General features: G+C 65.6%; 19 protein-coding genes. 11 read left to right on the forward strand and 8 right to left on the reverse strand.

The genetic code is table 11. The features are described 5' to 3' along the window. Window position 1: 1 nt before the first annotated feature. Window positions 2–712, forward strand: coding sequence for a sulfate/molybdate ABC transporter ATP-binding protein (locus EVC45_RS29510; protein ID WP_129961724.1), 711 nt, complete (start codon window positions 2–4; stop codon window positions 710–712). Between the two features lie 51 nt (window positions 713–763). Here EVC45_RS29510 and EVC45_RS29515 read toward each other — a convergent pair whose 3' ends face one another. Next, entirely contained in the window at window positions 764–1,609 is an 846-nt protein-coding gene (locus EVC45_RS29515) for a TOBE domain-containing protein (RefSeq protein WP_129961725.1), read from the reverse strand. Window positions 1,610–1,695: 86 nt separating this feature from the next. Beyond that, on the reverse strand, window positions 1,696–2,400 hold the full coding sequence (locus tag EVC45_RS29520; protein ID WP_129961726.1) for an SDR family NAD(P)-dependent oxidoreductase: 705 nt from the start codon (window positions 2,398–2,400) through the stop codon (window positions 1,696–1,698). Window positions 2,401–2,540: 140 nt separating this feature from the next. Between EVC45_RS29520 and EVC45_RS29525 the strand changes: the two genes are divergently transcribed. The 3 genes from EVC45_RS29525 (at window position 2,541) to EVC45_RS29535 (ending at window position 5,287) form a co-directional block, all read left to right on the forward strand. Further along, a complete protein-coding gene (locus EVC45_RS29525; protein ID WP_129961727.1) occupies window positions 2,541–3,482 on the forward strand; it encodes a LysR family transcriptional regulator in 942 nt (313 codons plus the stop codon). Between the two features lie 87 nt (window positions 3,483–3,569). Beyond that, window positions 3,570–3,818 carry a hypothetical protein gene (locus EVC45_RS29530; RefSeq protein WP_129961728.1) on the forward strand — a complete coding sequence of 83 codons (249 nt, stop codon included), beginning with the start codon at window positions 3,570–3,572 and terminating at the stop codon, window positions 3,816–3,818. 224 nt (window positions 3,819–4,042) lie between these two features. After that, a complete protein-coding gene (locus EVC45_RS29535; protein WP_129961729.1) occupies window positions 4,043–5,287 on the forward strand; it encodes an MFS transporter in 1,245 nt (414 codons plus the stop codon). Between the two features lie 187 nt (window positions 5,288–5,474). Here EVC45_RS29535 and EVC45_RS29540 read toward each other — a convergent pair whose 3' ends face one another. After that, window positions 5,475–5,864 carry a tautomerase family protein gene (locus EVC45_RS29540; protein WP_129961730.1) on the reverse strand — a complete coding sequence of 130 codons (390 nt, stop codon included), beginning with the start codon at window positions 5,862–5,864 and terminating at the stop codon, window positions 5,475–5,477. Between the two features lie 98 nt (window positions 5,865–5,962). Here EVC45_RS29540 and EVC45_RS29545 point away from each other — a divergent pair, with 98 nt between their 5' ends. Continuing rightward, the gene (locus EVC45_RS29545) at window positions 5,963–6,814 is read left to right on the forward strand and encodes a LysR family transcriptional regulator (RefSeq protein WP_129961731.1); all 852 of its coding nucleotides are present in this window, start codon (window positions 5,963–5,965) and stop codon (window positions 6,812–6,814) included. Between the two features lie 44 nt (window positions 6,815–6,858). Here EVC45_RS29545 and EVC45_RS29550 read toward each other — a convergent pair whose 3' ends face one another. Then, window positions 6,859–7,545, reverse strand: coding sequence for a hypothetical protein (locus EVC45_RS29550; RefSeq protein WP_129961732.1), 687 nt, complete (start codon window positions 7,543–7,545; stop codon window positions 6,859–6,861). Window positions 7,546–7,657: 112 nt separating this feature from the next. Here EVC45_RS29550 and EVC45_RS29555 point away from each other — a divergent pair, with 112 nt between their 5' ends. Together EVC45_RS29555 and EVC45_RS29560 are read left to right on the forward strand one after the other, a co-directional pair. Beyond that, window positions 7,658–8,095, forward strand: a complete 438-nt coding sequence (locus EVC45_RS29555) for an MbcA/ParS/Xre antitoxin family protein (RefSeq protein ID WP_306770801.1) — start codon at window positions 7,658–7,660, stop codon at window positions 8,093–8,095. Continuing rightward, the gene (locus tag EVC45_RS29560; protein WP_129961734.1) at window positions 8,092–8,793 is read left to right on the forward strand and encodes an RES family NAD+ phosphorylase; all 702 of its coding nucleotides are present in this window, start codon (window positions 8,092–8,094) and stop codon (window positions 8,791–8,793) included. Before EVC45_RS29555 ends, EVC45_RS29560 begins: the two co-directional genes overlap by 4 nt. Window positions 8,794–8,830: 37 nt before the next feature. Here the strand turns inward: EVC45_RS29560 and EVC45_RS29565 are convergent, their stop codons facing one another. The 4 genes from EVC45_RS29565 to EVC45_RS29580 form a co-directional block, all read right to left on the reverse strand. Beyond that, window positions 8,831–9,568, reverse strand: a complete 738-nt coding sequence (locus EVC45_RS29565) for a metallophosphoesterase (RefSeq protein ID WP_373683088.1) — start codon at window positions 9,566–9,568, stop codon at window positions 8,831–8,833. A 188-nt stretch (window positions 9,569–9,756) separates the two neighbouring features. Next, window positions 9,757–11,187, reverse strand: a complete 1,431-nt coding sequence (locus tag EVC45_RS29570) for a cytochrome c (RefSeq protein ID WP_129961736.1) — start codon at window positions 11,185–11,187, stop codon at window positions 9,757–9,759. 20 nt (window positions 11,188–11,207) lie between these two features. Then, window positions 11,208–12,809 carry a GMC family oxidoreductase gene (locus tag EVC45_RS29575; RefSeq protein WP_129961737.1) on the reverse strand — a complete coding sequence of 534 codons (1,602 nt, stop codon included), beginning with the start codon at window positions 12,807–12,809 and terminating at the stop codon, window positions 11,208–11,210. A gap of 110 nt (window positions 12,810–12,919) precedes the next feature. Next, window positions 12,920–13,546, reverse strand: a complete 627-nt coding sequence (locus EVC45_RS29580) for a sugar dehydrogenase complex small subunit (protein ID WP_129961738.1) — start codon at window positions 13,544–13,546, stop codon at window positions 12,920–12,922. 380 nt (window positions 13,547–13,926) lie between these two features. Between EVC45_RS29580 and EVC45_RS29585 the strand changes: the two genes are divergently transcribed. The 4 genes from EVC45_RS29585 to glgB all read left to right on the forward strand — a co-directional run bounded on the left by EVC45_RS29585 (window position 13,927) and on the right by glgB (window position 24,241). Continuing rightward, entirely contained in the window at window positions 13,927–14,589 is a 663-nt protein-coding gene (locus EVC45_RS29585; RefSeq protein WP_129961739.1) for a DUF1345 domain-containing protein, read from the forward strand. Window positions 14,590–15,121: 532 nt separating this feature from the next. Beyond that, on the forward strand, window positions 15,122–18,574 hold the full coding sequence (locus EVC45_RS29590) for an alpha-1,4-glucan--maltose-1-phosphate maltosyltransferase (RefSeq protein WP_129961740.1): 3,453 nt from the start codon (window positions 15,122–15,124) through the stop codon (window positions 18,572–18,574). Then, on the forward strand, window positions 18,571–22,038 hold the full coding sequence (gene treS / locus EVC45_RS29595; RefSeq protein ID WP_129961741.1) for a maltose alpha-D-glucosyltransferase: 3,468 nt from the start codon (window positions 18,571–18,573) through the stop codon (window positions 22,036–22,038). The genes EVC45_RS29590 and treS overlap by 4 nt, the downstream gene beginning before the upstream one ends. Continuing rightward, window positions 22,031–24,241: a 1,4-alpha-glucan branching protein GlgB gene (glgB, locus tag EVC45_RS29600; RefSeq protein ID WP_129961742.1), complete on the forward strand. Its 2,211-nt coding sequence runs from the start codon at window positions 22,031–22,033 to the stop codon at window positions 24,239–24,241. The genes treS and glgB overlap by 8 nt, the downstream gene beginning before the upstream one ends. Window position 24,242: the final 1 nt, after the last annotated feature.

Genomic DNA, 24,242 nt, shown 5'->3' on the forward strand with positions numbered 1-24,242 from the left:
GATGCCGCTCGACGTCGCCATCCGCAAGACCTTCGAGACCGCCGAGCGGCACTTCACGCTCGACGTCGCGTTCAGCGCCAACACGCAGCGGCTCGTGCTGTTCGGGCCGTCGGGCGCGGGTAAGAGCCTGACCTTGCAGGCGATCGCCGGTTTGCTGCGCCCCGATCAAGGGACCATCACGCTGCACGGCACCACCTTGTTCGATAGCGCGGCCGGCATCGATCAGAAGCCGCAGGCGCGCAAGATCGCGTATCTGTTTCAGGACTACGCGCTGTTTCCGCATCTGAACGTGCGGCAGAACATCGGCTTCGGGCTGCACCGGGGCTGGCTCAATCCGCGTGCGCGCGGCGCGCATGCGCAGGTCGATTACTGGCTCGACGCGCTCGAGTTGAGGGGCGTGGCGGGCAATCATCCGGTACAACTGTCGGGCGGGCAGAAACAGCGCGTCGCGCTTGCGCGCGCGCTGGTTTCACAGCCGCGGCTGTTGTTGCTCGACGAGCCGTTTTCCGCGCTGGATAGCGAGCTGCGCCAGCGTATGCGGCGCGAGCTATCGGACCTGCAAACGCGGCTCGATATTCCGATGGTATTGATCACGCACGATCCCGACGACGTCGCCGCATTCGGCGATCAGGTCGTGCAGGTCAGCGACGGCCGCGTGCGTGAGGATCATCCGTTCGCCGGGTATGCGCGCAGCGAGGCGTCGCCTCGTTGAGAGCGTGGCTTTGCGCCCTCGCTTCGAACACTCATTCAGCCCCGGCTACGCTCAATTCTTCACGCCGAGTATCACGCTCGACGCCTTGAACACCGCGACCGCGCTCGCGCCTTCGTGCAAACCGAGCGTATCGACACTGCCATTGGTGACGACCGCGGTCACCACCGCGCCGCCTTCGAGCCCGAGCGACACTTCCGCGTTCACGGCGCCGCGCTTTACGCTCTGCACGGTGCCGCGCAACTGATTGCGCGCCGACAGTTGCAACGGCGCATCGCCATCGCCGCCAGCCGCGACGAATAGCACGACCCACGACGCCTTGATCAGCGCAAACGCCGCCACGCCGACCGCGAGCCCGAGCGCTTCGGTGCTCTCGTGCGTGAGCACGGCGACGATCGTGTGGCCACCGGGCAGCGCGAGCGACACTTCGTCGTTGACGGTGCCGCGCTCGATCGCCGACACCCTGCCGTAAAACTGATTGCGCGCGCTCGTCTTCACGCCGATGCGGCCGATCAGGTCCCAGTCCGTTGCGAAGCCCTCGCCGATCGCCGCGCCCGCGCGTTCGAGAAAGCGCCGATGCTCGCGCTCGACCGCGCGAAACGTGTCGATCAGCTTCACCGCGCGCGGCGTCAGCGTCGTGCCGCCGCCGCCCTTGCCGCCGGTCAGACGCACGACCAGCGGCTCGCCGGCGAGGTTGTTCATCGTGTCGATGGCATCCCACGCACCCTTGTAGCTGATGCCGACCGCCTTCGCCGCGCTCGTGATCGAGCCGGTCTCGCCGATCGCCGCAAGCAGCGCGATGCGGGCCGCGCCGCCGAGCGTCTGCGTGCCGGCCTGAAACCAGACGGAGCCGCCGAGTTCGAGGCCGTCGCGGGGAGGATCGGGATGGTCGATGGTCATGGCCGACAGTGGTCGAGGGTACGTGGTTGGGCGGCGAATCATTATAGCGACGCGCTCTTCTGCCGCTAGCCGCTAGGCTTGCCCGCTCACCACGGCACGACTCGGCCGAGGTAGTCGAGGTAATGCAAACCGGTACGGCCTTCGTAAGCATCGATCGTGCTGACCAGGTTCGGGATGCTTTCGTCGATGCTCAGCCGCGCGTCCGGCCCGCCCATATCGGTTCGCACCCAGCCGGGCGCCATCAGCAGCAAGGTTTTGCCATCGCTTCGACGACGCGCGGCAAAGCTGCGCATGAACATGTTGAGCGCGGCCTTGCTGCCGCGATAGACCTCGTAGTTGCCGTTCTCGTTGTTGGCGACGCTGCCCTGCCCCGACGACATCACGCCGATCGTGCCGGTCGGTCGAACCAGATCCTGCAGCGTCTCGACGACCCGCATCGGGCTCAACGCGTTCGTCACCATCACACGCACGAATTCGTCGGTCGATACATCCGCGATCGTTTCACGATCGTCGTTCTTGACGCCGGCATTGACGAACAGCAGGTCGAGCGGGCGTCCTTCGACGCGGCTGCGCAACGCGGCGACCTGTTCGGGAATCGTGATGTCGACCGTTTCGACTTTGAGTGCTCCATCTGACGTCTTCGCAAGCTGGAGGAGCCTCGCCGTGGAGTTCTGCCGGCCGGTGGCAATGACTCGCCAGCCGCGTTTCAGGTACTCCTCGACCATCGCGAAGCCGAGACCGCGCGAGGCGCCGATCAGAAGCACGGTTTTTTGGCGGTTTGCGGATTGCATGGGGCGTTTCCTGCCGATGAACTCGGGTTGAAGTCGGTCCACGAAATATAGTCACGCGTCATAGATGGCGGAAGACGCAACGTTTGCACTTATAAGATGCACGAGACGCCATGTATGGATACCGCATGCTAGGATCGGCCATGCCCGATCCCGACCTGAATCTGCTCGTTGCATTGGACGCCCTGCTTGGCGAGGTAAGTGTGGTCGGCGCTGCGCGTCGGCTGGGATTGAGCGCGTCGGCAATGAGCCGGACGTTGGCCCGGCTGCGGGAAGCGACCGGCGACCCATTACTGGTTCGCGCGGGCCGCCAGATGGTGCTGACTCCACATGCCGAGGCCTTGCGCCAACGCGCGCGCGATGCGGCTCACGAAGCGCGGAACCTGCTGCGCCCCTCGACGGCAGAGCCTGATTTTTCCACGCTGCAGCGGACATTCACCATCCGCGCCAACGACGGCTTCGTCGAAGCATTCGGCGCGTCGGTGATCGCCGCGGCAACGGCGCGTGCGCCGAACGTGCGGATCAGTTTCACGCCGAAAACCGAGAAGACGCCGGCACATCTACGCGAGGGATCGGCCGATCTCGAGATCGGTGTCTTGAGCGAGATGGGACCGGAAATACGCATTCAGGCGCTGTTTCGGGATCGTTTTATCGGCGTCGTCAGAAGGGGGCATCCGCTCGAAGCGGAGCGCGAGATTACCGCCGCGCAATATGTTGCGTTCGGACACGTCGTCGCTTCACGGCGCGGGCGTAGCAGCGGCCCGGTCGACGTCGCGCTCGCCGCGTTGGGGCTGGAAAGAAAGGTCGTCGCCGTGGTGCCGGGTTTTCCGGCCGCGCTCGCGGTCGCGCGCGCGTCGGATCTGATCGCGCTCGTGCCGGCGTCGTTCCTGCTTGGTCAGCGCGATGTTCAATCGGAGAGTCAGGAACCCGTAGCATCGGCCAGCGTGTTCACCTTCGATCTTCCCGTCACAACCGAAAAAATCACGGTCTCGCAAATGTGGCATCCGCGCGTCGACGCCGATCCGGTTCATCGTTGGCTGCGGCAACTCGTGCTCGATGTGTGCCGCCGGAAGGCGCCGTCGTGAAGCACCGCTTCGATCCGGCAATGGGTACGCCCCGGCCGACGGTGAATCGTCGACAATGAGCGAGCGCCCGAATCTGGAGACCGCGCGATGTCACCCTCGCATGAATACTGGTTCCCGGCGAAACGCTATGGCTGGGGTTGGGGCTTTCCCGTGCGCTGGCAAGGATGGCTGACGCTGCTCGCGTATCTCGTGTTGCTCGGCGCAGTCGTTTTCCTGTTTCAACCCGTGGGTCATCCGCTCACGTTCGCGTTGCTGGTCGCGCTATTAACCGTGGCCCTCGTGGCCGTGTGCTGGCTCAAGGGCGAGCCGCCGCGCTGGCGGTGGGGCAAGGACTAACCGCCGCGCTCGCTTTGCGCCGCTCGCGCGGGTTCTCAAGGTCCTAACTCAGGATAAATTCCTAGTGCGTTGCAATCGTCGTTTGCGCATAGTACGCGGTAATGCGGAAGCGCTTCCACACAGCGACTCATCTTCTATCCTGTTCGCCGAATGCGCAACCGACGAAGTTCCGTCGCGGTGAACTCACGAGTCTGTTCATTTCTAACGGCGGAGCTCGTTGCCCGATGTCTGACCAAACAGGTAGTGAATCCATCGCGATATCCGTCGAACCCGGCAACCCATCCCCGTTGCGGCAGGTCCTGACGTCGAGACTCTTTCTTGGCTCTACGGTTGCGATGTTTCTGTCGGGTCTTGGCGTGTCTGCGGCAGCACCGCAGATCGTGCTGTTTCTGGTCAAGGAACTCGGCGCTTCGCTCCAGTTGGCGGGGTTCTTTTACTTGACCAGTCTCGCGGCTCCGGTTGCGGGGTATTTCGTCGGTCGCTACTCCGACCGGACAGGGAATCGACTTGGTCTCTTCCGCCTCTGTGCTGTCGCAGGATTCGTGGGGTGGGCCGCGGTGGCCCTCTCGACTTCGGTCTGGGTGCCGTTCGTCATCGCCATCGTCTTGCTCGCTTTCTCCGGCGCGACCGCTTCGCAAATTTTCGCGGCTGTCCACGATGAACTTGACGAGAAGCCCCATGACGCGAACGAGAGCGTCGTTGCCATCATCCGCATGGCGCTTACCGGCGGCTGGATCGTCGGACCTGTGTTGGGAGCGTCGGTGGCGGCGGCCTATGGCCTTCGGATCATGCTATGGATGACCGCTGTTTGCGCGCTTCTTCAGATCGTGCCGCTCGGCGCGCTGAAACCGGCCGTCAAGCTCCAACCCCAGTCGGCGAGTGCGCCTGCAAATCATGCAAGTCTTCGCGCCATGCTTCCGCTGCTGACGTTTACGGGACTGTTCGTATTGGTCTATGCAGGGGAGCCGGTGAAGTACGGCTTTCTGCTGGTCTATATGGAGGAACACCTGAAGCTCAGTCCCGCCGTACGAGGGGCGGTCATCGGGATTCAGCCGTTCATCGAGTTGCTGATCATGCCGTTTAGCCTCGGGCTCGGTCGTAAGCTCGGCAATGCGGGGCTGATGTGCGTCGCAGCCGCTCTGGGGGTGTTCGCCAACCTGTGTTTCGCACTCTGGCCTTCCGCAGCCGGCATGTTTGCCGGACAGATTCTCATGGGCGGCGTTTGGGGCATTTTTATGGTTCTGGGCATCATCGTGGCTCAACGCTTACTGCCGAACGCGGTGGCGACGGCGTCGGCAATCTTCATGAGCTCGACGGCGCTTGCGTCGGCGCTGGGCGGTTTGGCGGGCGGTCTCGGGGTCGCGTTGTTGGGCCTTCCGAACGTTTTCCTGCTACCCGCGTTTTTCTCCGGTATCGCCGTTATCGGACTAGCACTGATCGCACGGGCGAAAAGCTTCGGCGCGTACTGACGTCGCCTGGTCCGCAAGCAGCTCCACCTGCGAAACAGACGTGGCGCCCACGCACGTCGAAGTACGAGGCTTCGCTGCCGTTCCCGGCACCCGCAAGCGACCGGCCGGACCGCGCGCTGCGCCGCTCCACCGTCCAGCAATGCTCCGAGCGGCCCTCTCGGGGCGTCCCCGGCCGCTCAACGCGTGGCTACAACGGGGAGCTGTACTGGCAAAGCCCATTGCCGAACGACCAGTTCTCCTTCTCGACCTCGACGAGATTGATGAACACATCCTCGGGCCGCACGCCCGGCGACTTCCCGAGTTCATCGACGATGCGCCGGTACAGCGCCTTCTTCTGCTCGACCGAGCGCGTGTTGCTGACGGTCAGCTGGATCACGACCAGATCGTCGCCGCGCTCGATGTTCAGGTACTGCCGGTCGTAGATCATGTTGTCGGGCGTGTGCTCGGTGATCAGCATGAACATGTCGTCCTTCGGCACGTTGAACGTGTCCACCAGCGAGCGCTGGATGCCGGCGGTCAGCGCGTGGCGATAGTCGGCCGGCTTGCCGGCGCGCAGGGAGATTCGGGTCAGCGGCATGATGGGCTCCTTGTTGCGGTGTTGGGTTAAACACAGCTTAGGCGGGCTCGGTCATAATAAACAGATATCCATGCCTATTTCATCCATTTCAATCTGAAATGAAAGTCCTCGATCTCGATGCGGTGCGGGCCTTCGTGCTGGTCGCCGATCTGCGTAGCTTCACGCGCGCCGCGGACGCGCTCGACACGACACAATCGGCCGTCAGCCTGAAGTTGAAGCGACTGGAGGCACACCTCGGCAAGCAGTTGCTGGAGCGCACGCCGCGCGTGGTGCGCCTGTCCGCCGACGGCCACGCGTTTCTCGGCGCCGCGCGCGAGTTGCTGAACGCGCACGAGCGCGCGCTCGGCGCGCTCTCGGTGGAGCGGCGCCGGCTCGTGCTGGGGCTCAGCGAGCACGTCGCGGGACCCGATCTGCCGCAATTGCTCGGCCGGCTCAACGCGCACGATCCGGGTCTCGTGGTCGAGCTGCATATGGGAACGTCGGCGGCGCTGCTCGCGCAGTTCGACGAACGTCGGCTCGATGCGGCGATCGTTCGCTACGGCGCCGACGAACCGCCGCGCGACGATGCGCAGGCGCTGTTCAGCGAACCGCTCGGCTGGCTCGCGACGCCGACGTGGCTGCCGCGCGCCGGTGAGCCGCTGGCGCTCGCGCTGTTGAGCCCGCCGTGCAACGTGCGCGACGTCGCGCTGCGCACGCTGACGGCGGCGGGAGTCGCATGGCAGGAGGTGTTCGTGGGCGGCGGCGTCGCGGCGGTTGGCGCGGCCGTGGCCGCTGGGCTCGCCGTGTCGCCGCTCGCGCGCCGGGTCGCGCCGCGCGGTCTGATCGATGTCGGCGCGCGGCTTGGCCTGCCAGCGCTAGCAGAATCGCGCGTGACGTTGCATTCGCGCGTGCGCGAGCCGCGCTCGGCCGAAACACTGCGGCTGCTCGCAAACGGCCTCGCCGCGGCATGAAGCCACCACTGATGCCGCGGCATGCCGCGCCGCTCGAAGCAGCTTCAGTGGATGATCGGCGGCAGCGAACCGCTGCTGGCGGTCGCCGGATTGGGCACGGAGCCCATCGGTGCGATGTCGCTAACGTTTGCGGACGCGTCCGACGAAGTCTGCACGGCGGGTCTGATCGGATTCGGACGGGAAACCGCCGGCTTCGCCGCAACCTTGTCCACATGCGGACGCGCGCCGCGAGTTACCGGGAAATCGGCGTGCACGACCTTGCCCTGAGCCGGCTTCGCGTGGGCCAGTTGCACATGCGATTGCGCGTGTTTCGCACCCTGCGCGGCAACCACGCCGTGCGACCGGTTCTGGCCCGAGGCCGCGACTTTCATACCGCCCTGCGCGCCGCCTCTCACGTGCCCGCCAGCCGCGAGATGCTTCACGCCGCCACCATGCGCCGCGAGTTTGCCGCCGTGGCCCGCGCCGGCCGACGCGACATGGGGCACCCCGTGCCGGACACTCGCCGTCTGCTGCGGATGCCCGCCGGCCTTGGTCTTGATTCCGCCTTTGGCGCCAGCCTTCACCTTCACCGCCTGGGTCTTTTTCCGCGCGTGCGCCTGCGTCGTAACGTGGCCGCTGGCGACATGCCCGCTCGCCTCCGGCGGATTCCACACTTCCGCATAACCGGCAGCCAACGCCACTTCCGATACACACCACACGGCCAGCGCCGCTGCTACTGCTCGAACCCGCATCTGCTGCTTCTCCTGATCGACGACTGCCAAAACGAGCCGGGATTATATTCTCTTGCAAAAATCCACTTATGGACTAATATCATTAAAAAGTACACATAGGGACTTACCCGAAATGGCTCACGCCGCCCGAATTTCTTCACCTGAGGCATCGCCGCGACGATCGCTTTCGGAACCCACGCTGACGCAGATGTCCGCGGCGGGTCTGCGTGCGTTTTTCAACATCGCGCGTGACTGGGACCTCAGCGCCGACGAGCAGATCGTGCTGCTCGGCAAGCCGGGCCGCTCGACGTTCTTCAAGTGGAGGCAGATGCCCGAGACCGCGCGTCTCAGCCACGACACGCTGGAGCGCCTGTCGCTGCTGCTTGGCATCTACAAGGCGCTGCAGATTCTGCTGCCGCAGCCGAGCGCCGCCGACAGCTGGGTCAAACGCCCCAACAGCGCGCCGCCGTTCGGCGGCAAACGCGCGCTGGACCGCATGCTGGCGGGCAACATCAGCGATCTCGTCGCCGTGCGCCAGTATCTCGACGCAATGCGAGGCGGCTGGGCGTGACACAACCGCAATGGCAGGACCGCTGGACCAGCGCCGCGCTCGACTGGTCGCCCGCGTATCGCGTAATTCCGACGCGCTTCCCGGCCATCAACCTGTTCGACCGTGTCGCGTCGCCGGAGGATTTCGACGCGCTGTACGCGCTCGAAGCGATGACCAACGATCGTCTGCGCACCGAAATCGGCGAACTCGATCTGGTGCCGCGCGAGGAGCGCCGTTTCGGCCCCGGCTACGGACCGATCATGGCCGCGCTCACGCATCTGAATCCGCTCGGCAGCCGCTTTTCCGACGGCACGTACGGCGTGTTCTATTGCGCGCGTTCACGCGCGACGGCGATCGCCGAAACGCGCTTTCACACCGGTCAGTTTCTCAAGGCGACTGCCGAGCCGCCGATGCGCCAGCAGATGCGTCTGTACACGGTGATCGCGCAAGGCAGCGTGGTCGACTTGCGTCGCGACCCCGAGTTCGATCCCGCGGTGCTGTCGCCCGATGATTATGTGGCCGGGCAGGCGCTGGGGCGCGCGGTACGCGCGGCGGGCGCGCCGGGCATCGTGTATCCGTCGGTGCGCGACAGCGCCGGTGAATGCCTCGCCGCGTTCCGTACGATGCTGCTGCGCGACTGCCAGCACGCGGCATACCTCGAATACAACTGGAACGGCACCAGCGTCGATATGGTGTTCGAGCTGAATCAGGTCGGGTGACGGAAAAGCGGCGAGGCGGCGTGCGGACTTCGGCCGCTCAAGGCAAGGTCAATTCGGCTGCGCCTTCCGCGCGCGCGGCCTGAACCGAGATCGACCAACGACGCAGCGCCTGCGGCTGCACGATCGTCAACGTGCCATCGGGGCCGAACGCGCCGGTATCGATGAACACCTGCGAGCCGATCTGCGAGATGTCGGGCATTGGCGTATGGCCGCAATAGGTCAGCGACAGCCCGCGCTGCCGCAGCGGATCGCCGTTACCGAGCGCCAGCTCGCGCCCCCATAGCAACCGCTGGCGTACGTCGGCCGAAAAGTTGCCCGCGTCGAGCTCGGCATCCGAGCCGAAAAATTCGGCGTGCAGAACATTGAAACGCGTCTTGCCGCTACCGATCACGCGCACCAGCGGCAGCGTGCGCAGATGTTCGGCGTAGTAGCGCAGACGTTCGTCGGGCACGGCGGCCGCCCACGCGCCGCCGATGCCGTACCACCACTGCCGCCGCAAGCGGCCGTCGGCGACCGCGCACAGCGCGTCTTCGTGATTGCCGAGCACTGCGTAGAACCAGGGCTTCGCGAGCAGCGCGAGCGCCTGCTCCGAGTGCTCGCCGCGATCGACCAGATCGCCGACCGAAAACAGCCGGTCGCACGTCGGATCGAATGCGATCTGCCGCAGCAGGTAGCGCAACGCATCGACGCAGCCGTGCAGATCGCCGACCACGAAATCGCGGCCGGCCTCGTTGGCGTCGTGATGCTGAACGAAGTTGGTGGAAGTAGTACTCATCTCACCATGATAATGCGACCGACGAGCATGCGTATGCGCGGTGCCTATCGTATCCGCACGCTTCATCGAGCAAGAAAGACACCAACCAACGCAAAAATGACGCTTAAACGGCAAATTCGCGGTATGCGGTATCGGCAGCGCACGTTCGCGCGAGTCACTCCTGCCGCGCGCTCGATGCGCGCCGCACGCTATTGCAGCGTGCGCAGCTTCGCCACCTGGTCGGTCGTGATCGTCGCCTGCGGATTGCCGAACTGCTTCGTCACGTAGTTGGTGATCGCCGCGATCTGCTCGTCGTCAAGGTGGCCGCCGAACGCGGGCATCAGCACATCCGCGTGCGCGGTCGTGCGGTTCACGCCGTGCAGAATGACCAACGCGAGATTGTTCGGGTCGTTCGCGCCGACCGTCGAGTTCTGGATCAGCGACGGATACGCGCCCGGCGCGCTCGCGCCCACGCCCTGCCCGGTCCAGCTATGACAGGTCGCGCAATTGGCGACGAACAGCTGCGCGCCGTTCACGCCGGTGATCGTGGTGCCGCGCATCGCGGTGACGTCGTTGGCGGGATTGCCCCATTGATGGCGAGGACGCGCGTCGCCGCCGCTCACGGCCGGCACCGAGCGCAGGTACACGACGATCGAGCGCAGATCCACCGGCGTCAGATACTGCGTGCTGTTCGCGACCACTTCGCCCATCGGGCCGGCTGCGTTCGCGCGGCCCGGCGCCGCGCCGCTCGACAGATACGACACGAGTTCGTCGTCGCGCCAGTCGCCGACGCCGCTCAGCTTGTCGGGCGTGATATTGAACGCATGCCAGCCGGCCTGCACCGCACCGGAGAACCGCGCGCTCGACTTCAGCCCCTGCATGAAATTGCGCGGTGTATGGCATTCCTCGCAATGCGCGAGCCCTTCGACCAGATACGCGCCCCGGTTCCATTCGGGGGTCTGTTTCGGGTCCGGCACGAAGCGCCCCTCGGTGAAGTTGAACATGTTCCAGAACACCATCAGCCAGCGCTGATTGAACGGGAACGTGAGGCTGTTCGCGGGCGGCGTGTAGTGAATCGGCGTGAGCGTTTTCAGATACGCGCGAATCGCTAGCACGTCCTGATCGGTCAGGCGCGTGTAGGCGGTGTACGGAAACGCCGGATAGAGCCGCTCGCCGCCTTTGCCGATGCCTTCGTGCATCGCGCGCATGAAATCGGCGTCGCTCCATTGGCCGATGCCGGTGTCGGGATCGGGCGTGATGTTCGGCGTCACGATCGTGCCGAACGGCGTGCTGATCGGCAGGCCGCCCGCGAATGGGCGCGACTTGTCGGCCGTATGGCAGGCCGCGCAATCGGCGGCACGGGTCAGGTATTGGCCGCGCTTCACGAGTTCGCCATTCGCGGCCGTGCCGGCGAGCATGGCCGGGCCGCCGGCCGACGCTTGCGCCGCGTCGTCGGCACGCGCCTGGGTGATCGGCATTTCGTCGGTGGAGTGGGCGTCCGGACCGTGCGACTCGTGCCACGCAATCGACAGCGCGAACAGCGAAAACGCGGCCGCGAGCGCGGCGCCGCCCAAGCGGCGGCGTTGGGTGACGTGAATCTGCGCAGGGTCGGGCTGCACGCGAGAGGTGTTCTTCATCATTGTGGCTCTCCGGTCAGCGCTCAGATTTCGCGCTTCAGCTTGTCAGCCAGCTTCAGCGACAAAGCCGCGATCGTCAGCGTGCAGTTCACCGACGCGGCGCTCGGCATCACGCCGCTGCTCGCGATGAACAGGTTCGAATGATCGTGCGTGCGGCAGTCCGCGTCGACGACCGAACTCGCCGCATCGCTGCCCATGATTGTCGTGCCCATGATGTGATTGTTGGGCGCGAAGCTGTCGTCGAACGAAACCTCGGTGCCGCCGAACAGCGCCGCGATCTTCGCATACTGCTCGTGCGTATCGGCGGCGCTCTTCTTCACGTAGTCGTTGATCGAGTAGTAGATCTCGGGCTGCGCAATGCCGAGCGCGTCCTTGTGATCGGCCGACGGCACGACGCGGTTCTGCGGCTCCGGCAAATGTTCGTGAAAGCTGTTGATGTTCAGCGTGCGCGCCGCGCGGTCGCGGATCTGCCGGTCGAGCTCGGCGCCGGTCAGGCCTTTTTTCAGCAGGTCGGCGGTCACGCTCATCGTCGGCACGCCGTTCGACAGATGCAGTTTTTTCGACGCGTATTCGGAGCGGAACGCGCCGTCGCGGAAGTTGACGATCGAGGTCATTTCCATCGGGCCGCGGCCGGGCCACAGCGGTTCGTTGGCGAGAAACGTGACGCCGGTGCCGGGATGGTCCATCAGGTTGCGGCCGACCTGATCGGAGCTGTTGCCGACGCCGTGCGGGAATTTGTCGGAGCTCGACATCAGCATCAGCTTCGGCGTTTCGATGCCGTTCGCCGCAAGCACGAACAGCTTGCCGCTGACGCGTGTGCTATTGCCGTTCGGGTCCTTGTAGTGGACCGCGGTGATGAGCCCTTTGTCGTCCGCTTCGACGCGATACACGACCGCTTCGGGAATCAGTTTTGCGCCGGCCTGCTCGGCCTTCTCCGCGTGGATCACGCCGTTGTACATCGCGGCGATAGGGCAGATCGGCATGCAGTTGTTGTTGCCGCAGCAGGTGGGCCGCGCATCGTACGGCCGGCTGTTGCGCGCAACCGGTTCGGGCACGACCTTGAAGCCCTGCGCGTTGAGCACGTCGCTGAAACGCTGATCCATGTACGACAGCGGTAGTTGCTGCATCGGATAGGGCTTCGAGCGCGGCGAGCCGAGATCGATCGAACTATCGGGACCGGACACGCCGAGCTGCATTTCGGCGGCCACATACCACGGCTCGAGCGTTTCGTACGGATACGGCCAGTCGCGTCCCACGCCATACAGCTTGTGCAACTGGAAGTCCGACGGCAGCAGCCGCCACGCGGCCGCCGCCCAGTGCCACGTGGTGCCGCCGACGAGCCGCACGTATTGTGAGTTGTATGGATAATCGCCCTTCTGGATCAGATAGTTGTTCGCGGGCGCGTACTCGGGATGCGGCGCGTAAGGTGTCGACGGATACGGTGTCGCGAAGTCGGACTTGGCCGGCGAGTTGCGGAAGTTCTCGACGATCTGCCAGCGCGGAATGCGCGGCCCCGCTTCGAGCAGGATCACCGACGCGCCCGCCAGCGCCAGTTGATGCGCAACCAGACTGCCGGCGACGCCCGAGCCGACCACGACGATATCGGCGGATTGTGTGTTTGCCATCGTTTCTCTCTTCGATGCCCTGCCTGTTGCGGGCTTTGTTCGTGCGACGCTTTGCGGGTTCGGCGTGTTCGTTACCCGGCTGACGCGGCCCGCTGACGGGCTCGCGCGGCTCACGCGGGCGTCGGCTTCTGCGTCCAGTAGAACGGCACGTCGCGGCAATAGGAGGGAATCGTGAGCACGTCTTGCACGGGCTCGAACATCAGCGCCTTTTCATACGCAATCACCTGGACGTGCGGCATCTCGCCGACAAGGCCCAGATACCACGCGCGCATGATCGCGCCGACCGCTTTCGCGAGCGCGGGCTGGTCGGTCTCCAGCGCCTGCGTGACGGTATCGGACGGCACGCCGCCGTGACCTTGCAGCCACGTATTCAGCGCGGCGACGTTCTGCGTGAACTGGCTATCGGAATGTGACAGCGCATCGTAGACACGCTTGCCGAGCACGGCATCGAAACTGCTGCGGCCGGTGAGGTGTTGCGACAGCGCGAGGAAGGCATCGAGTCCGCCGCCGGCTGGCGGCGTATCGGCAAAGGCGGGTGCGATCCACGACAGCGAACGGTTCGCGCCGGCGAACGCGAGCGCCGCCGCCACCGCGCATGAGCCGAGCATCCAGGCCCTGCGCGCAGCGGAATACGACGGGGACAAGCCGGTGAAACGGGTGGCACTGCGATAAGACGTCGCTCCTTGCCGATGCGTCACATTGGGATGCGCATCGTTATCCTCAGGAACATCTGTCATGGGGGCTCCAGATGATGAGTCGTTCTCGACGAGCAGCGCGGCGAGGGCATGACGCCGTTCGCGTGCCGCTTCGTTTGCTCTTCCCCAAACCTGGTCTTGCGCCGCTTCAGCGGTCTTGAATCCGTGCGCGCGTGTTCACGCGCGCCGCATGTGTGGTGTTGCATGCATGACCGCAACGACAGCGATATGACGACGCGCGTTGCGCCTCGGACGCGGTGCCTTCATTGCCGTTTTCTGCCAATCGCCTTTCAACTGAAAGCGGCGCGCAAGGCCGCTGCGAAAGACTATAGCTTGTGACCCACCATTCGACAATCGTCTGCGTTGCACGCGTAGAATCCGCGACACCGGTCGCCCAACACTTTCGTCGTACATCGAGTCCCATGACCATCAAATACTATCCGCAGGTTCTTCGCAATCGGCCCCGCACGGTGATCGGCCTCGCGATCGGCATCGTGGTCGCGTTCCTCGTGCCGATTCATACGAGTCCGACGGCACGCGCACTGATCGGCTGGGACGCGGCCGTATGGAGCTACCTGCTGATGATCTGGGTGCACATGGCCCTCGCCGACGAACATAGCGTGCGCGAATACGCGATACGTGACGACGAAAACGCGGGCGTCGTGCTGTTCGCGATCTGCATCGCGACGGTCGCGAGCATCGCGGCGATCGTGCTCGAACTCGCGTCGGCCAAGGGCGCGGGCAACGCAACGACCGTCTGGCACTATCTGTTGACCGGTCTGACGCTGATCGGCGCATGGTTTCTGATTCCGACGATCTTCACGCTGCACTACGCGCGCCTCTACTACGACACCGACGCGCAAGAAACCGCGTTGAAGTTCCCCGATCACCATTTGCTGCCGAACTACTGGGACTTCCTGTACTACTCGTTCACGATCGCGGTCGCGTCGCAAACCTCAGATGTGGTGCTGCGCTCACGCGAGATTCGTCGCGCGACGCTCGCCCAATCGGTCCTGTCGTTCTACTTCAACGTCGCGGTGCTCGGCTTGTGCGTGAACATCGCGGCGGGGTTGCTGGGTTCGTGACGCAGTCATGGCGCGGTGCCCGGATGAATTTCATGCGAATGCCACGCGCGTGCCGCACGGCCGCCACACGAGCGATATCCCGGCATCGCCAGCAAGTCTGAACGGCATTCGGCGCAGCGCCGGTTGGTCCGTGTAAAAGCGGCCCCAGGCCGCCCGGTTTTACATGCCGCGCCATCCGCGGCGTGCGTAACAATGCCCGCTTAATCGCGCACGCTCCGTGCGCGCGCGCACCTTCGGCACCCTCCATCTTCCCGTAACCTCCCCCTTTCCGCGCTGGCGCGGCGCCCGGCGGCCCGCGGCGTTGGCACACGGTTTGCTCCTTTCCGCCTCTAGTGACGACCAGCCTCGCCGGACCCGCGTCTGGCGCGAAAGCACCCGCGACTGGCCAGCGGCGTGACGATCTTTGCACTACATTGACCAGTACGTGCCCCGCTGACGCATCGCGCGGTATCCGGCTCGGGAAGCCCAATGAGCGCTGTGATCGCATGCCAACTGCATCCACACCGCAGCAGGACAACTCTGGAAACGACCGATGGAACCTCCAAACGGGTACGCGCCGCGGATTTATTTTTTTCATTCTCTTCTCGTCGGACCTCTCGACGCCTGGCCCGCGCAGTTCGCTCACGCGGCCGGGCTCGGCTTCGATCATGCGTTGATCGGCGGGCTGTTCGAGCCGGGCCAGGCCGGCCACGGCCAGGTGGTCGGCAATCACGCGCGGCTGCATCCGGTGTTCGAGGCACAGCACCCGGTGCCCGACGCCGTGCGCATGCTCGCCGATGCCGCGCGCCGCAACAACCTGACGCTGCTCGTCGATCTGGTGATTGACCGCATGGCCGCCGACGGCGTGCTATACACCGAGCATTCGGACTGGTTTCACGCGCGCGAGTCGGAGCTCGCACGGCTCGATCCGCGCCACGTGCATCGCGAAGACAACGTTGCCTACGCGAATTTCGACGACCCCGCGACGAGCGCTTCGCTGACCGTCTGGTGGACCCAGCAACTGCTCGCGCTCGCCGAGGCGGGCGTCGGCGGCTTCCGATTCGATTCACCGCATCGCGTGCCGGCCGCCGTCTGGCGGCACCTTGGCGACGAAGTGCGGGCGAAGCATCCGCAAGCGCGCTTTCTCGCGGCGACGCCGGGCCTGTCGCGCGGCGATCTGCCCGGTCTCGAAGCAGCCGGCTTCGACAGCGCGTTTTCGTCGGTGCGCTGGTGGGATTTCCGTTCGAGCTGGATGGCCGAGGAACATGCGGCGCTCGCGCGCGTCGGCGCACCGATCGCCTTTCCCGAAGCGCCGTACGGCACGCGCCTTGCCGCCGAGCTGAGCGACGTGCACGACGCGGCGATCGTCGAGCGGGCCTATCGACGCGCGCTGTTCACGTCGGTTGCACTGGGCAGCGGCTGGATGATGCCGATGGGCTTCGAATACGGCATCGCCGAATCGATGTCGCAAACCCGCGGCGACGCCGCGCAGTTCGCGCGCGCCATGCAGTCGCGCCGCTTCGATCTGAGCGCCGCCGTCACCCAGGCCAACGACTTCGCGCGCAACACGCGGACCCTGCACGCGAACGGTGAGTTGCGCCCATTGAGCGGCCCCGGCGCATCGGCCGCGGTTCTGCTGCGCGCCGACGCACCCGATCTGCGCGACGCCGGCGAAGCCGTCCTGATCGTCGTGAATCCCGAGCTCGGCGCGCCGGTGCGTGTCGATCCCGCGCGCTTCCTCGCGGGCGTACCGGGCAGCTTTACGCACTTCGCGCCGCTCGACGCGCGCGGCCAAACCGACCCCGCGCCACTCGCGCCGTTCGCGCTCGCGCCCGGTGCGGTGCGGCTGTTGCGCGCGTTCACGGAACCGCCGATCCGCCTCGCGCCGCCGCTCGATAAGGCGAACAGCAAACGCAGCGGCCGCAAGACTGTGCTCGATGCGATCGACGCGCCGCGCGTCGCGATCGAGAGCGTGTCGCCATCGGTGGAAAACGGCCGCTTCGCGGCGAAGCGCAGCGTCGGCGAGCGCGCGGAAATTCGCGCGGCGATCTTCGCCGAAGGTCACGACAAGATCGCCGCCGCCGTGCTATGGCGCGCGGCCGACGAAACCGCGTGGCACGAACAGCTGATGTCGCCCGCGCCGCCGGCCGGCCTCGACCTGTGGAGCGCGCGCATTCCGCTCGAGAGGATCGGCCGCTACGAGTTCACCGTGGTCGCGTGGCGCGACGACTTCGCGTCGCTCGTCGAGCACATCCAGAAGAAGCTGAAAGCGAACCAGACCGTCGAGATCGAACTCGACGAAGCCGCGCATCTGTTCGCACTGGTGCTCGCCGAAGTCGAGACGACCGAGGACGCCGACAAGGAACCGCTCGAACACATCGTGCGCGACTTCCAGAAGGCCGACGCTGAACAGAAACTCGCGCTGATTCTCGCGCCCGCCACCGCGACAGCGATGACCGCCGCGCGCCATCGCCCGTTTCTGAGCCGCGACCCGGTGATCTACAAGATCGACGCGGAACGCACGGCCGCCTATTTCGCCAGCTGGTACGAGATCTTCCCGCGCTCGATGAGCGACGACGAAGCGCGCCACGGCACGTTCGCGGACGTGACCGCGAAGCTGCCGCGGATCCGCGACATGGGCTTCGACGTGCTGTACTTCCCGCCGATTCATCCGATCGGTGTCGCGAACCGCAAGGGCCGCAACAACACGCTGACCGCGCAGCCGGGCGACGTAGGCAGTCCCTACGCGATCGGCGCGGCCGAGGGCGGCCACACCGCCGTGCATCCGCAGCTCGGCACGCTCGACGACTTCAAGGCGATGCTCACCGCCGCCCATGCGCATGGCCTCGAAATCGCGCTCGACTTCGCGATCCAGTGCTCGCCCGATCACCCGTGGCTGAAGGAGCATCCGACGTGGTTCGCGTGGCGCCCCGACGGCACGCTGCGCTATGCCGAGAATCCGCCGAAGAAGTATCAGGATATCGTCAACCCCGACTTCTATGCGCACGACGCGAAGCCCGACCTGTGGCTCGCGTTGCGCGACGTGATCCTGTTCTGGGTCGACGCGGGCGTGCGCATCTTCCGTGTCGACAATCCGCACACCAAGCCGCTGCCGTTCTGGGAATGGATGATCGCCGACGTGCGCGCGCGCCATCCCGACACGATCTTCCTCGCCGAAGCGTTCACGCGGCCGCGCATGATGTACCGGCTCGGCAAGATCGGCTTCTCGCAGTCGTACACGTACTTCACGTGGCGCGAGTCGAAGCGCGATTTCACCGAGTACATGAGTGAGCTCACGCAGACCGGCGCGCGCGATTTCTACCGGCCGAACTTCTTCGTCAATACGCCGGACATCAACCCGCGCCATCTGCAATCGCAGGGACGCACGGGCTTTCTGATCCGCGCGGCGCTGGCCGCGACGCTGGCCGGCCTGTGGGGCGTGTATAGCGGCTTCGAACTGTGCGAGGCCACCGCGCTGCCGAACAGCGAAGAGTATCTGGACTCCGAAAAGTATCAGCTGCGCGCGTGGGACTGGCACCGGCCCGGCAATATCGTCGGCGAGATCACCGCATTGAACCGCATCCGGCGCGCGAATCCGGCGCTGCAAACGCATCTCGGACTCACGTTCCTCACCGCGCACAACGATCACATCCTGTTCTTCGAGAAGGCGACCGAGTCGCGCGACAACGTGATCGTCGTCGCGATCAATCTCGATCCGTTCAACGAACAGGGCGCGGACATCGAATTGTCGTGGGACACGTTCCAGCGCTGGCATCTGCACGATCACGCCACGCTCGAAGTGATCGACCAGATGACCGGCGCACGCTTCGAATGGAACGGCCGCTGGCAGCACGTGCAGCTCGGCTCGGGCCAACCGTTCTCGATCTGGCGCATCGCGCCTTTGGGCGGCTTGCCCGCCGAACGTCCCGAGGACGGCGACCACGATCCCGAGAGCGTTCCTCCCGCGGACGCCGTCAACCCAACCTGGATGGAAGGTGGAACATGAAGCGCGACGATCCAGCCCAACCCGCGCATGAGGCGCAAACGGCCGCGGCCGTCGGCACCGCTGCGAAGGTCCGCGCGCGCAGGCGCGGCAAACCCGCGGTGCTCAGCGACGATCCGCTGTGGTACAAGGACGCGATCATCTACCAGGTGCACATCAAGTCGTTCTTCGATGCGAACAACGACGGCGTCGGCGATTTCCCCGGCCTGATGGCCAAGCTCGACTACATCGCCGAGCTCGGCGTCAACGCGATCTGGCTGCTGCCGTTCTATCCGTCGCCACGCCGCGACGACGGCTATGACATCGCCGATTACCGCAACGTGCATCCCGACTACGGTCACCTCGCGGACGTGCGTCGCTTCATTCAGGAAGCGCACGCGCGCGGCATCCGCGTGATCACCGAACTGGTCATCAACCATACGTCGGATCAGCACCCGTGGTTCCAGCGCGCGCGGCGCGCGAAGCCCGGCTCGAACTATCGCAACTACTACGTGTGGTCCGATACCGACCAGAAGTACCAGGAGACGCGCATCATCTTCATCGACTCGGAGCCGTCGAACTGGACGCATGATCCGGTCGCGGGCGCGTACTACTGGCACCGCTTCTACTCGCACCAGCCCGATCTGAACTTCGACAATCCGGCGGTGTTGAAAGAGGTGCTGCAGGTGATGCGCTTCTGGCTCGACATGGGCATCGACGGGCTGCGGCTCGATGCGGTGCCCTACCTCGTCGAGCGTGACGGCACCAACAACGAGAACCTGCCGGAGACGCACGAGATCCTGAAGCGGATTCGCGCGACCATCGACGCCGAGTATCCGAACCGGATGCTGCTCGCCGAGGCGAACCAGTGGCCCGAGGACGTGAAGGAGTACTTCGGCGACGAAGACGAATGCCATATGGCGTTCCACTTCCCGCTGATGCCGCGCATCTATATGTCGATCGCGAGCGAGGACCGCTTCCCGATTACCGACATCATGAAGCAGACGCCGGACCTCCCCGACTCGAACCAGTGGGCGATCTTCCTGCGCAATCACGACGAGCTGACGCTCGAGATGGTCACCGATTCCGAGCGCGACTATCTGTGGAACACCTATGCGAGCGATCGCCGCGCCCGCCTGAATCTCGGCATTCGGCGCCGTCTCGCGCCGTTGATGGAGCGCGATCGCCGCCGCATCGAACTGATCAATTCGCTGCTGCTGTCGATGCCCGGCACGCCCGTCATCTACTACGGCGACGAACTCGGCATGGGCGACAACATCCACCTCGGCGACCGCGACGGCGTGCGCACGCCGATGCAATGGTCGTCGGATCGCAACGGCGGCTTTTCGCGCGCCGACCCCGAACAACTGGTGCTGCCCCCGGTGATGGGTGCGCTGTACGGCTTCGACGCGGTCAACGTCGAAGCGCAGAGCCGCGACCCGCACTCGCTGCTGAACTGGACGCGCCGCATGCTCGCGACGCGGCGCTCGAAGCAGACTTTCGGACGCGGCTCGATCCGCTTTCTGAAGCCGGAAAACCGCAAGATTCTCGCGTATCTGCGCGAGATGCCCGGCGAGGCGCCGATCCTGTGCGTCGCGAATCTGTCGCGCGCGCCGCAGGCGGTCGAGCTCGACCTGTCCGAATTCAACGGCTTCGTGCCGATCGAGATGACCGCCGATTCGGTGTTCCCCGCGATCGGCCAGTTGACCTATCTGCTGACGTTCCCGCCGTACGGCTTCCTGTGGTTCATGCTGTGCGAAGGCGGCGGGCGGCCGACGTGGGCGCAGGCGCATTCCGAGCCGCTGCCCGAGTTCGTCACGATCGTGATCCGCGAAGGGCAGTCCGGGCCGACCCCCGAAAACGTGCGGCTGCTCGAATCCGAAGTGCTGCCGTCGTGGCTGAGCCGGCGCCGCTGGTTCGCGTCGAAGGATCAGAAGATGCATGCGGTGCGGCTCGCGGCGCTGACCACGATTCCGAACGGCGGCTTCGCGTTCACCGAAATCGAAGTGGACGTGGGCGACCACACCGAGCGCTACGTGGTGCCGATCGCGATCACGTGGGGCGGCGAGACCACCACGCCGCTGTTCCTGCAACTCGCGTTGGCGCGCGTGCGGCGCGGCCGCAACGTCGGCCATCTGACCGACGCGTTCTCGCTGCCGATCTTCGCCCACAACGTATTGCGCAAGATGCGCGAACACGCGGTCGTGCCGACCGTGCAGAAGAGCGAGATCAAGTTCCTGCCGACCGAGCGCTTCAGCGAACTCGACGGTCTCGGCGAGCGGCCCGAGATTCGCTGGCTCGCGGCCGAGCAGAGCAACAGTTCGCTGATCGTCGCCGATGCCGCGGTGCTGAAGCTCGTGCGGCGGCTCGTCAGCGGCATCCATCCGGAAGCGGAAATCAGCCGCTATCTGACGCAGCTCGGCTATGCGAACACCGCGCCGTTGTATGGCGAAGTGGTGCGCGTCGATCCCGAGGGCGTGCCGCATACGCTCGCGATCCTGCAGGGCTTCATCGACAACCAGGGCGATGCGTGGAACTGGTCGCTCGATTATCTGCGCCGCTCGGTCGACGAACTCGCGATCGCGATCGACACCGAAACGCAGAGCGTACCGGATCGCACCAACGAATCGATCCTGCTGGACGGCTACGGCGAACTCGCGGGCATCATCGGCCGCCGGCTCGGCGAGCTGCACGTCGCGCTCGCCACGCCGAGCGACGACCCGGCGTTCGCGCCGGAACCGGCCAGCGCCGAGCAGGTGAAGGCGTGGGTCGACGCGACGCAGACGATGCTCGCCGGCGCGCTCGATCTGCTCGCGCCGCGCATCGCGGAGATGAGCGACGCTGACACGAAGGGGCTCGCGCAAAGTCTGATCGATCGCCGCGCCGCGCTCGTCGAGGCGGTCGACAAGCTGGTACCGAGCGACGCGGCCGCATTGCGCACCCGCATCCACGGCGACTTCCATCTCGGCCAGGTGCTGGTCGCGCAGGGCGATGCGTATCTGATCGACTTCGAAGGCGAGCCCGCGCGTTCGCTCGAGGAGCGCCGTCAGAAATCGAGCCCGTTGCGCGACGTGGCCGGTCTGATGCGCTCGCTGTCGTATGCGAGCGCGGCCGCGCAGTCCACCACCGAAAGCGCGCCGCAACAGACCGCCGACCGCAAGCGCGCGCTGTTCGAGCGCTTCCGCGCGCACGCGACCAGCGCGTTTCTCGCCGAATACCGAGCGGCGGCCGCGCAGTCGCCGACACCGCTCGTCGCGCCCGAATCCGAAGAGGCGCTGCTCGATCTGTTCCTGATCGAGAAGGCCGCTTACGAGATCCGCTACGAAGCAGCCAACCGGCCGGCGTGGCTCGGCTTGCCGGTGCGCGGCCTCGCGTCGCTCACGAGCCGGCTGCTCGGCGATACCGGCGCGCCGCCGCACTACGATCCATCAACCCGGGTGCCTGGCACCGCAACGCCGCCTAACCCGGCCGAGGGCGACTATGAGTGAGCATGATCCGACAGCAGGCCTTCAACCCGTCGATATCGACGCGCTAGTCGAAGCGCGTCACCCCGATCCGTTTTCGCAGCTCGGGCTGCATCAGACCGATGCCGGCCCGATCGTGCGCGCGCTGCTGCCGAATGCCGCGCACGTCACCGTGGTTTCGCGCGCCGATGGCGCGACGCTCGGGGAGCTCGAACAGCTGCGGCCTGGCCTGTTCGCGGGTCGTATCACGCAGGCGATGCCGTACCGCTTGCGGGTCGACTGGCACGGCGTGGTGCAGGAAGTGGAGGATACCTATTCGTTCGGCCCGGTGCTCGGCGACGAGCCGCTTCAACGTCTCGCGCACGGCGATCCGTACGCGGTGCTCGAATGCCTGGGCGCGCGGCCGGTCGACATCGACGGCGTGCCGGGCGTGCGCTTTGCGGTGTGGGCCCCGAATGCGCGGCGGGTGTCGGTGGTCGGCGACTTCAACGCGTGGGACGGCCGCCGTCATCCGATGCGGTTGCGTCATCAGGCGGGCGTGTGGGAGCTGTTCGTGCCGCGCGTCGGCGTCGGCACGCGCTACAAGTACGAGCTGCTGTCGCGCGACGGCCATCCGCTGCCGCTCAAGGCAGACCCGTGTGCGATGCAGACCGAAAGGCCGCCGGGCACTGCGTCGATCGTCGCGCACGTCGACGAGATCGAGCAGTTTCCGTGGACCGATCACGAGTGGATCCAGTCGCGCGCCGACAAGCAGACCGCGCGCACGCCGATCACGATCTACGAGGTGCACGCGGAGTCGTGGCTGCGCATCGCGGAGGAAGGTCAACGCGGTCTCGTGTGGGAAGAACTCGCCGAGCGGCTGATTCCCTATGTGAAGAGCATGGGCTTCACGCACGTCGAATTTCTGCCGATCGCCGAGCATCCTTTCGGCGGCTCGTGGGGCTATCAGCCGCTCGGGCAGTTCGCGCCGTCCGCGCGTTTCGGCAAACCCGAGCAGTTCGCGCGTTTCGTCGATCGCGCGCACGAAGCGGGGCTCGGCGTGATTCTCGACTGGGTGCCCGCGCATTTTCCGAACGACGCGCACGGCCTGATCGATTTCGACGGCACGCCGCTCTACGAGCATTCCGATCCGCGCGAGGGCTATCACCAGGACTGGAACACGATGATCTTCAACCTCGGCCGCAACGAGGTCAGCGCGTTCCTGATCGCGTCGGGGCTCGCGTGGTTGAAGCGCTATCACGTCGACGGCTTGCGCGTGGACGCGGTCGCGTCGATGCTGTACCGCGACTACTCGCGCGCGGCCGGCGAGTGGGTGCCGAACATCTACGGCGGCCGCGAGAATCTCGAATCGATCGCGTTCCTGAAGCGCTTGAATCACGAAGTCCGTTATGTGCCGGGTGCGCCCGGCGCGATCACCGTCGCCGAGGAATCGACCGCCTGGCCGGGTGTGACCGCGCACCTCGCGGACGGCGGTCTCGGCTTCGACTTCAAATGGAACATGGGCTGGATGCACGACACGCTGCACTACATGCACGAAGACCCGGTGTATCGCCAGTATCACCACCACAACATGACGTTCGGCATGGTGTACGCGTATTCCGAGCGCTTCGTGCTGCCGCTGTCGCACGACGAGGTGGTGCACGGCAAGGGCTCGCTGCTCGGCAAGATGCCCGGCGACCGCTGGCAGCGTTTCGCGAATCTGCGCGCGTACTTCGGTTTCATGTGGACGCACCCGGGCAAGAAGCTGCTGTTCATGGGCGGCGAATTCGGCCAGATGGCGGAATTCAACCATGACGACTCGCCGCACTGGCATCTGCTCGACGATCCGGGCCACCACGGCGTGCAGTTGCTGGTGCGCGACCTGAACCATCTGTATCGCAACGAACCCGCGCTGCATCTGCTCGACAGCGAACCGGGCGGTTTCGAATGGTTGATCGGCGACGATAGCGGCAACAGCGTATTCGCCTATCGGCGCACCGACGGCGCGGGCCAGGAGTTCGTCGTGGTGTGCAACATGACGCCGGTGCCGCGGCTCGGCTACCGGCTCGGCCTGCCGCGCGGCGGGCGCTGGGTGGAAGTGCTGAATACCGATGCGGGCGTGTACGGCGGCTCGAACATGGGCAACGGCGGGCTGATTCAATCCGACCATGTGACGAGCCACGGCAGGCCGCATTCCGCCGCGCTGACCTTGCCCCCGCTCGCGACGATCGTATTGCGCGCGGACTGAA

This window comes from Paraburkholderia sp. UYCP14C (assembly GCF_004197395.1).
In the GTDB taxonomy this organism is placed as follows: Bacteria; Pseudomonadota; Gammaproteobacteria; order Burkholderiales; family Burkholderiaceae; genus Paraburkholderia.

Coding starts and splice junctions, on each gene's coding strand:
- EVC45_RS29510 (WP_129961724.1), top strand. CDS start 2: ATGCCGCTCGACGTCGCCATCCGCAAGACCTTCGAGACCGCCGAGCGG.
- EVC45_RS29515 (WP_129961725.1), bottom strand. CDS start 1,609: ATGACCATCGACCATCCCGATCCTCCCCGCGACGGCCTCGAACTCGGC.
- EVC45_RS29520 (WP_129961726.1), bottom strand. CDS start 2,400: ATGCAATCCGCAAACCGCCAAAAAACCGTGCTTCTGATCGGCGCCTCG.
- EVC45_RS29525 (WP_129961727.1), top strand. CDS start 2,541: ATGCCCGATCCCGACCTGAATCTGCTCGTTGCATTGGACGCCCTGCTT.
- EVC45_RS29530 (WP_129961728.1), top strand. CDS start 3,570: ATGTCACCCTCGCATGAATACTGGTTCCCGGCGAAACGCTATGGCTGG.
- EVC45_RS29535 (WP_129961729.1), top strand. CDS start 4,043: ATGTCTGACCAAACAGGTAGTGAATCCATCGCGATATCCGTCGAACCC.
- EVC45_RS29540 (WP_129961730.1), bottom strand. CDS start 5,864: ATGCCGCTGACCCGAATCTCCCTGCGCGCCGGCAAGCCGGCCGACTAT.
- EVC45_RS29545 (WP_129961731.1), top strand. CDS start 5,963: ATGAAAGTCCTCGATCTCGATGCGGTGCGGGCCTTCGTGCTGGTCGCC.
- EVC45_RS29550 (WP_129961732.1), bottom strand. CDS start 7,545: ATGCGGGTTCGAGCAGTAGCAGCGGCGCTGGCCGTGTGGTGTGTATCG.
- EVC45_RS29555 (WP_306770801.1), top strand. CDS start 7,658: ATGGCTCACGCCGCCCGAATTTCTTCACCTGAGGCATCGCCGCGACGA.
- EVC45_RS29565 (WP_373683088.1), bottom strand. CDS start 9,568: ATGAGTACTACTTCCACCAACTTCGTTCAGCATCACGACGCCAACGAG.
- EVC45_RS29570 (WP_129961736.1), bottom strand. CDS start 11,187: ATGATGAAGAACACCTCTCGCGTGCAGCCCGACCCTGCGCAGATTCAC.
- EVC45_RS29575 (WP_129961737.1), bottom strand. CDS start 12,809: ATGGCAAACACACAATCCGCCGATATCGTCGTGGTCGGCTCGGGCGTC.
- EVC45_RS29580 (WP_129961738.1), bottom strand. CDS start 13,546: ATGACAGATGTTCCTGAGGATAACGATGCGCATCCCAATGTGACGCAT.
- EVC45_RS29585 (WP_129961739.1), top strand. CDS start 13,927: ATGACCATCAAATACTATCCGCAGGTTCTTCGCAATCGGCCCCGCACG.
- EVC45_RS29590 (WP_129961740.1), top strand. CDS start 15,122: ATGGAACCTCCAAACGGGTACGCGCCGCGGATTTATTTTTTTCATTCT.
- treS (WP_129961741.1), top strand. CDS start 18,571: ATGAAGCGCGACGATCCAGCCCAACCCGCGCATGAGGCGCAAACGGCC.
- glgB (WP_129961742.1), top strand. CDS start 22,031: ATGAGTGAGCATGATCCGACAGCAGGCCTTCAACCCGTCGATATCGAC.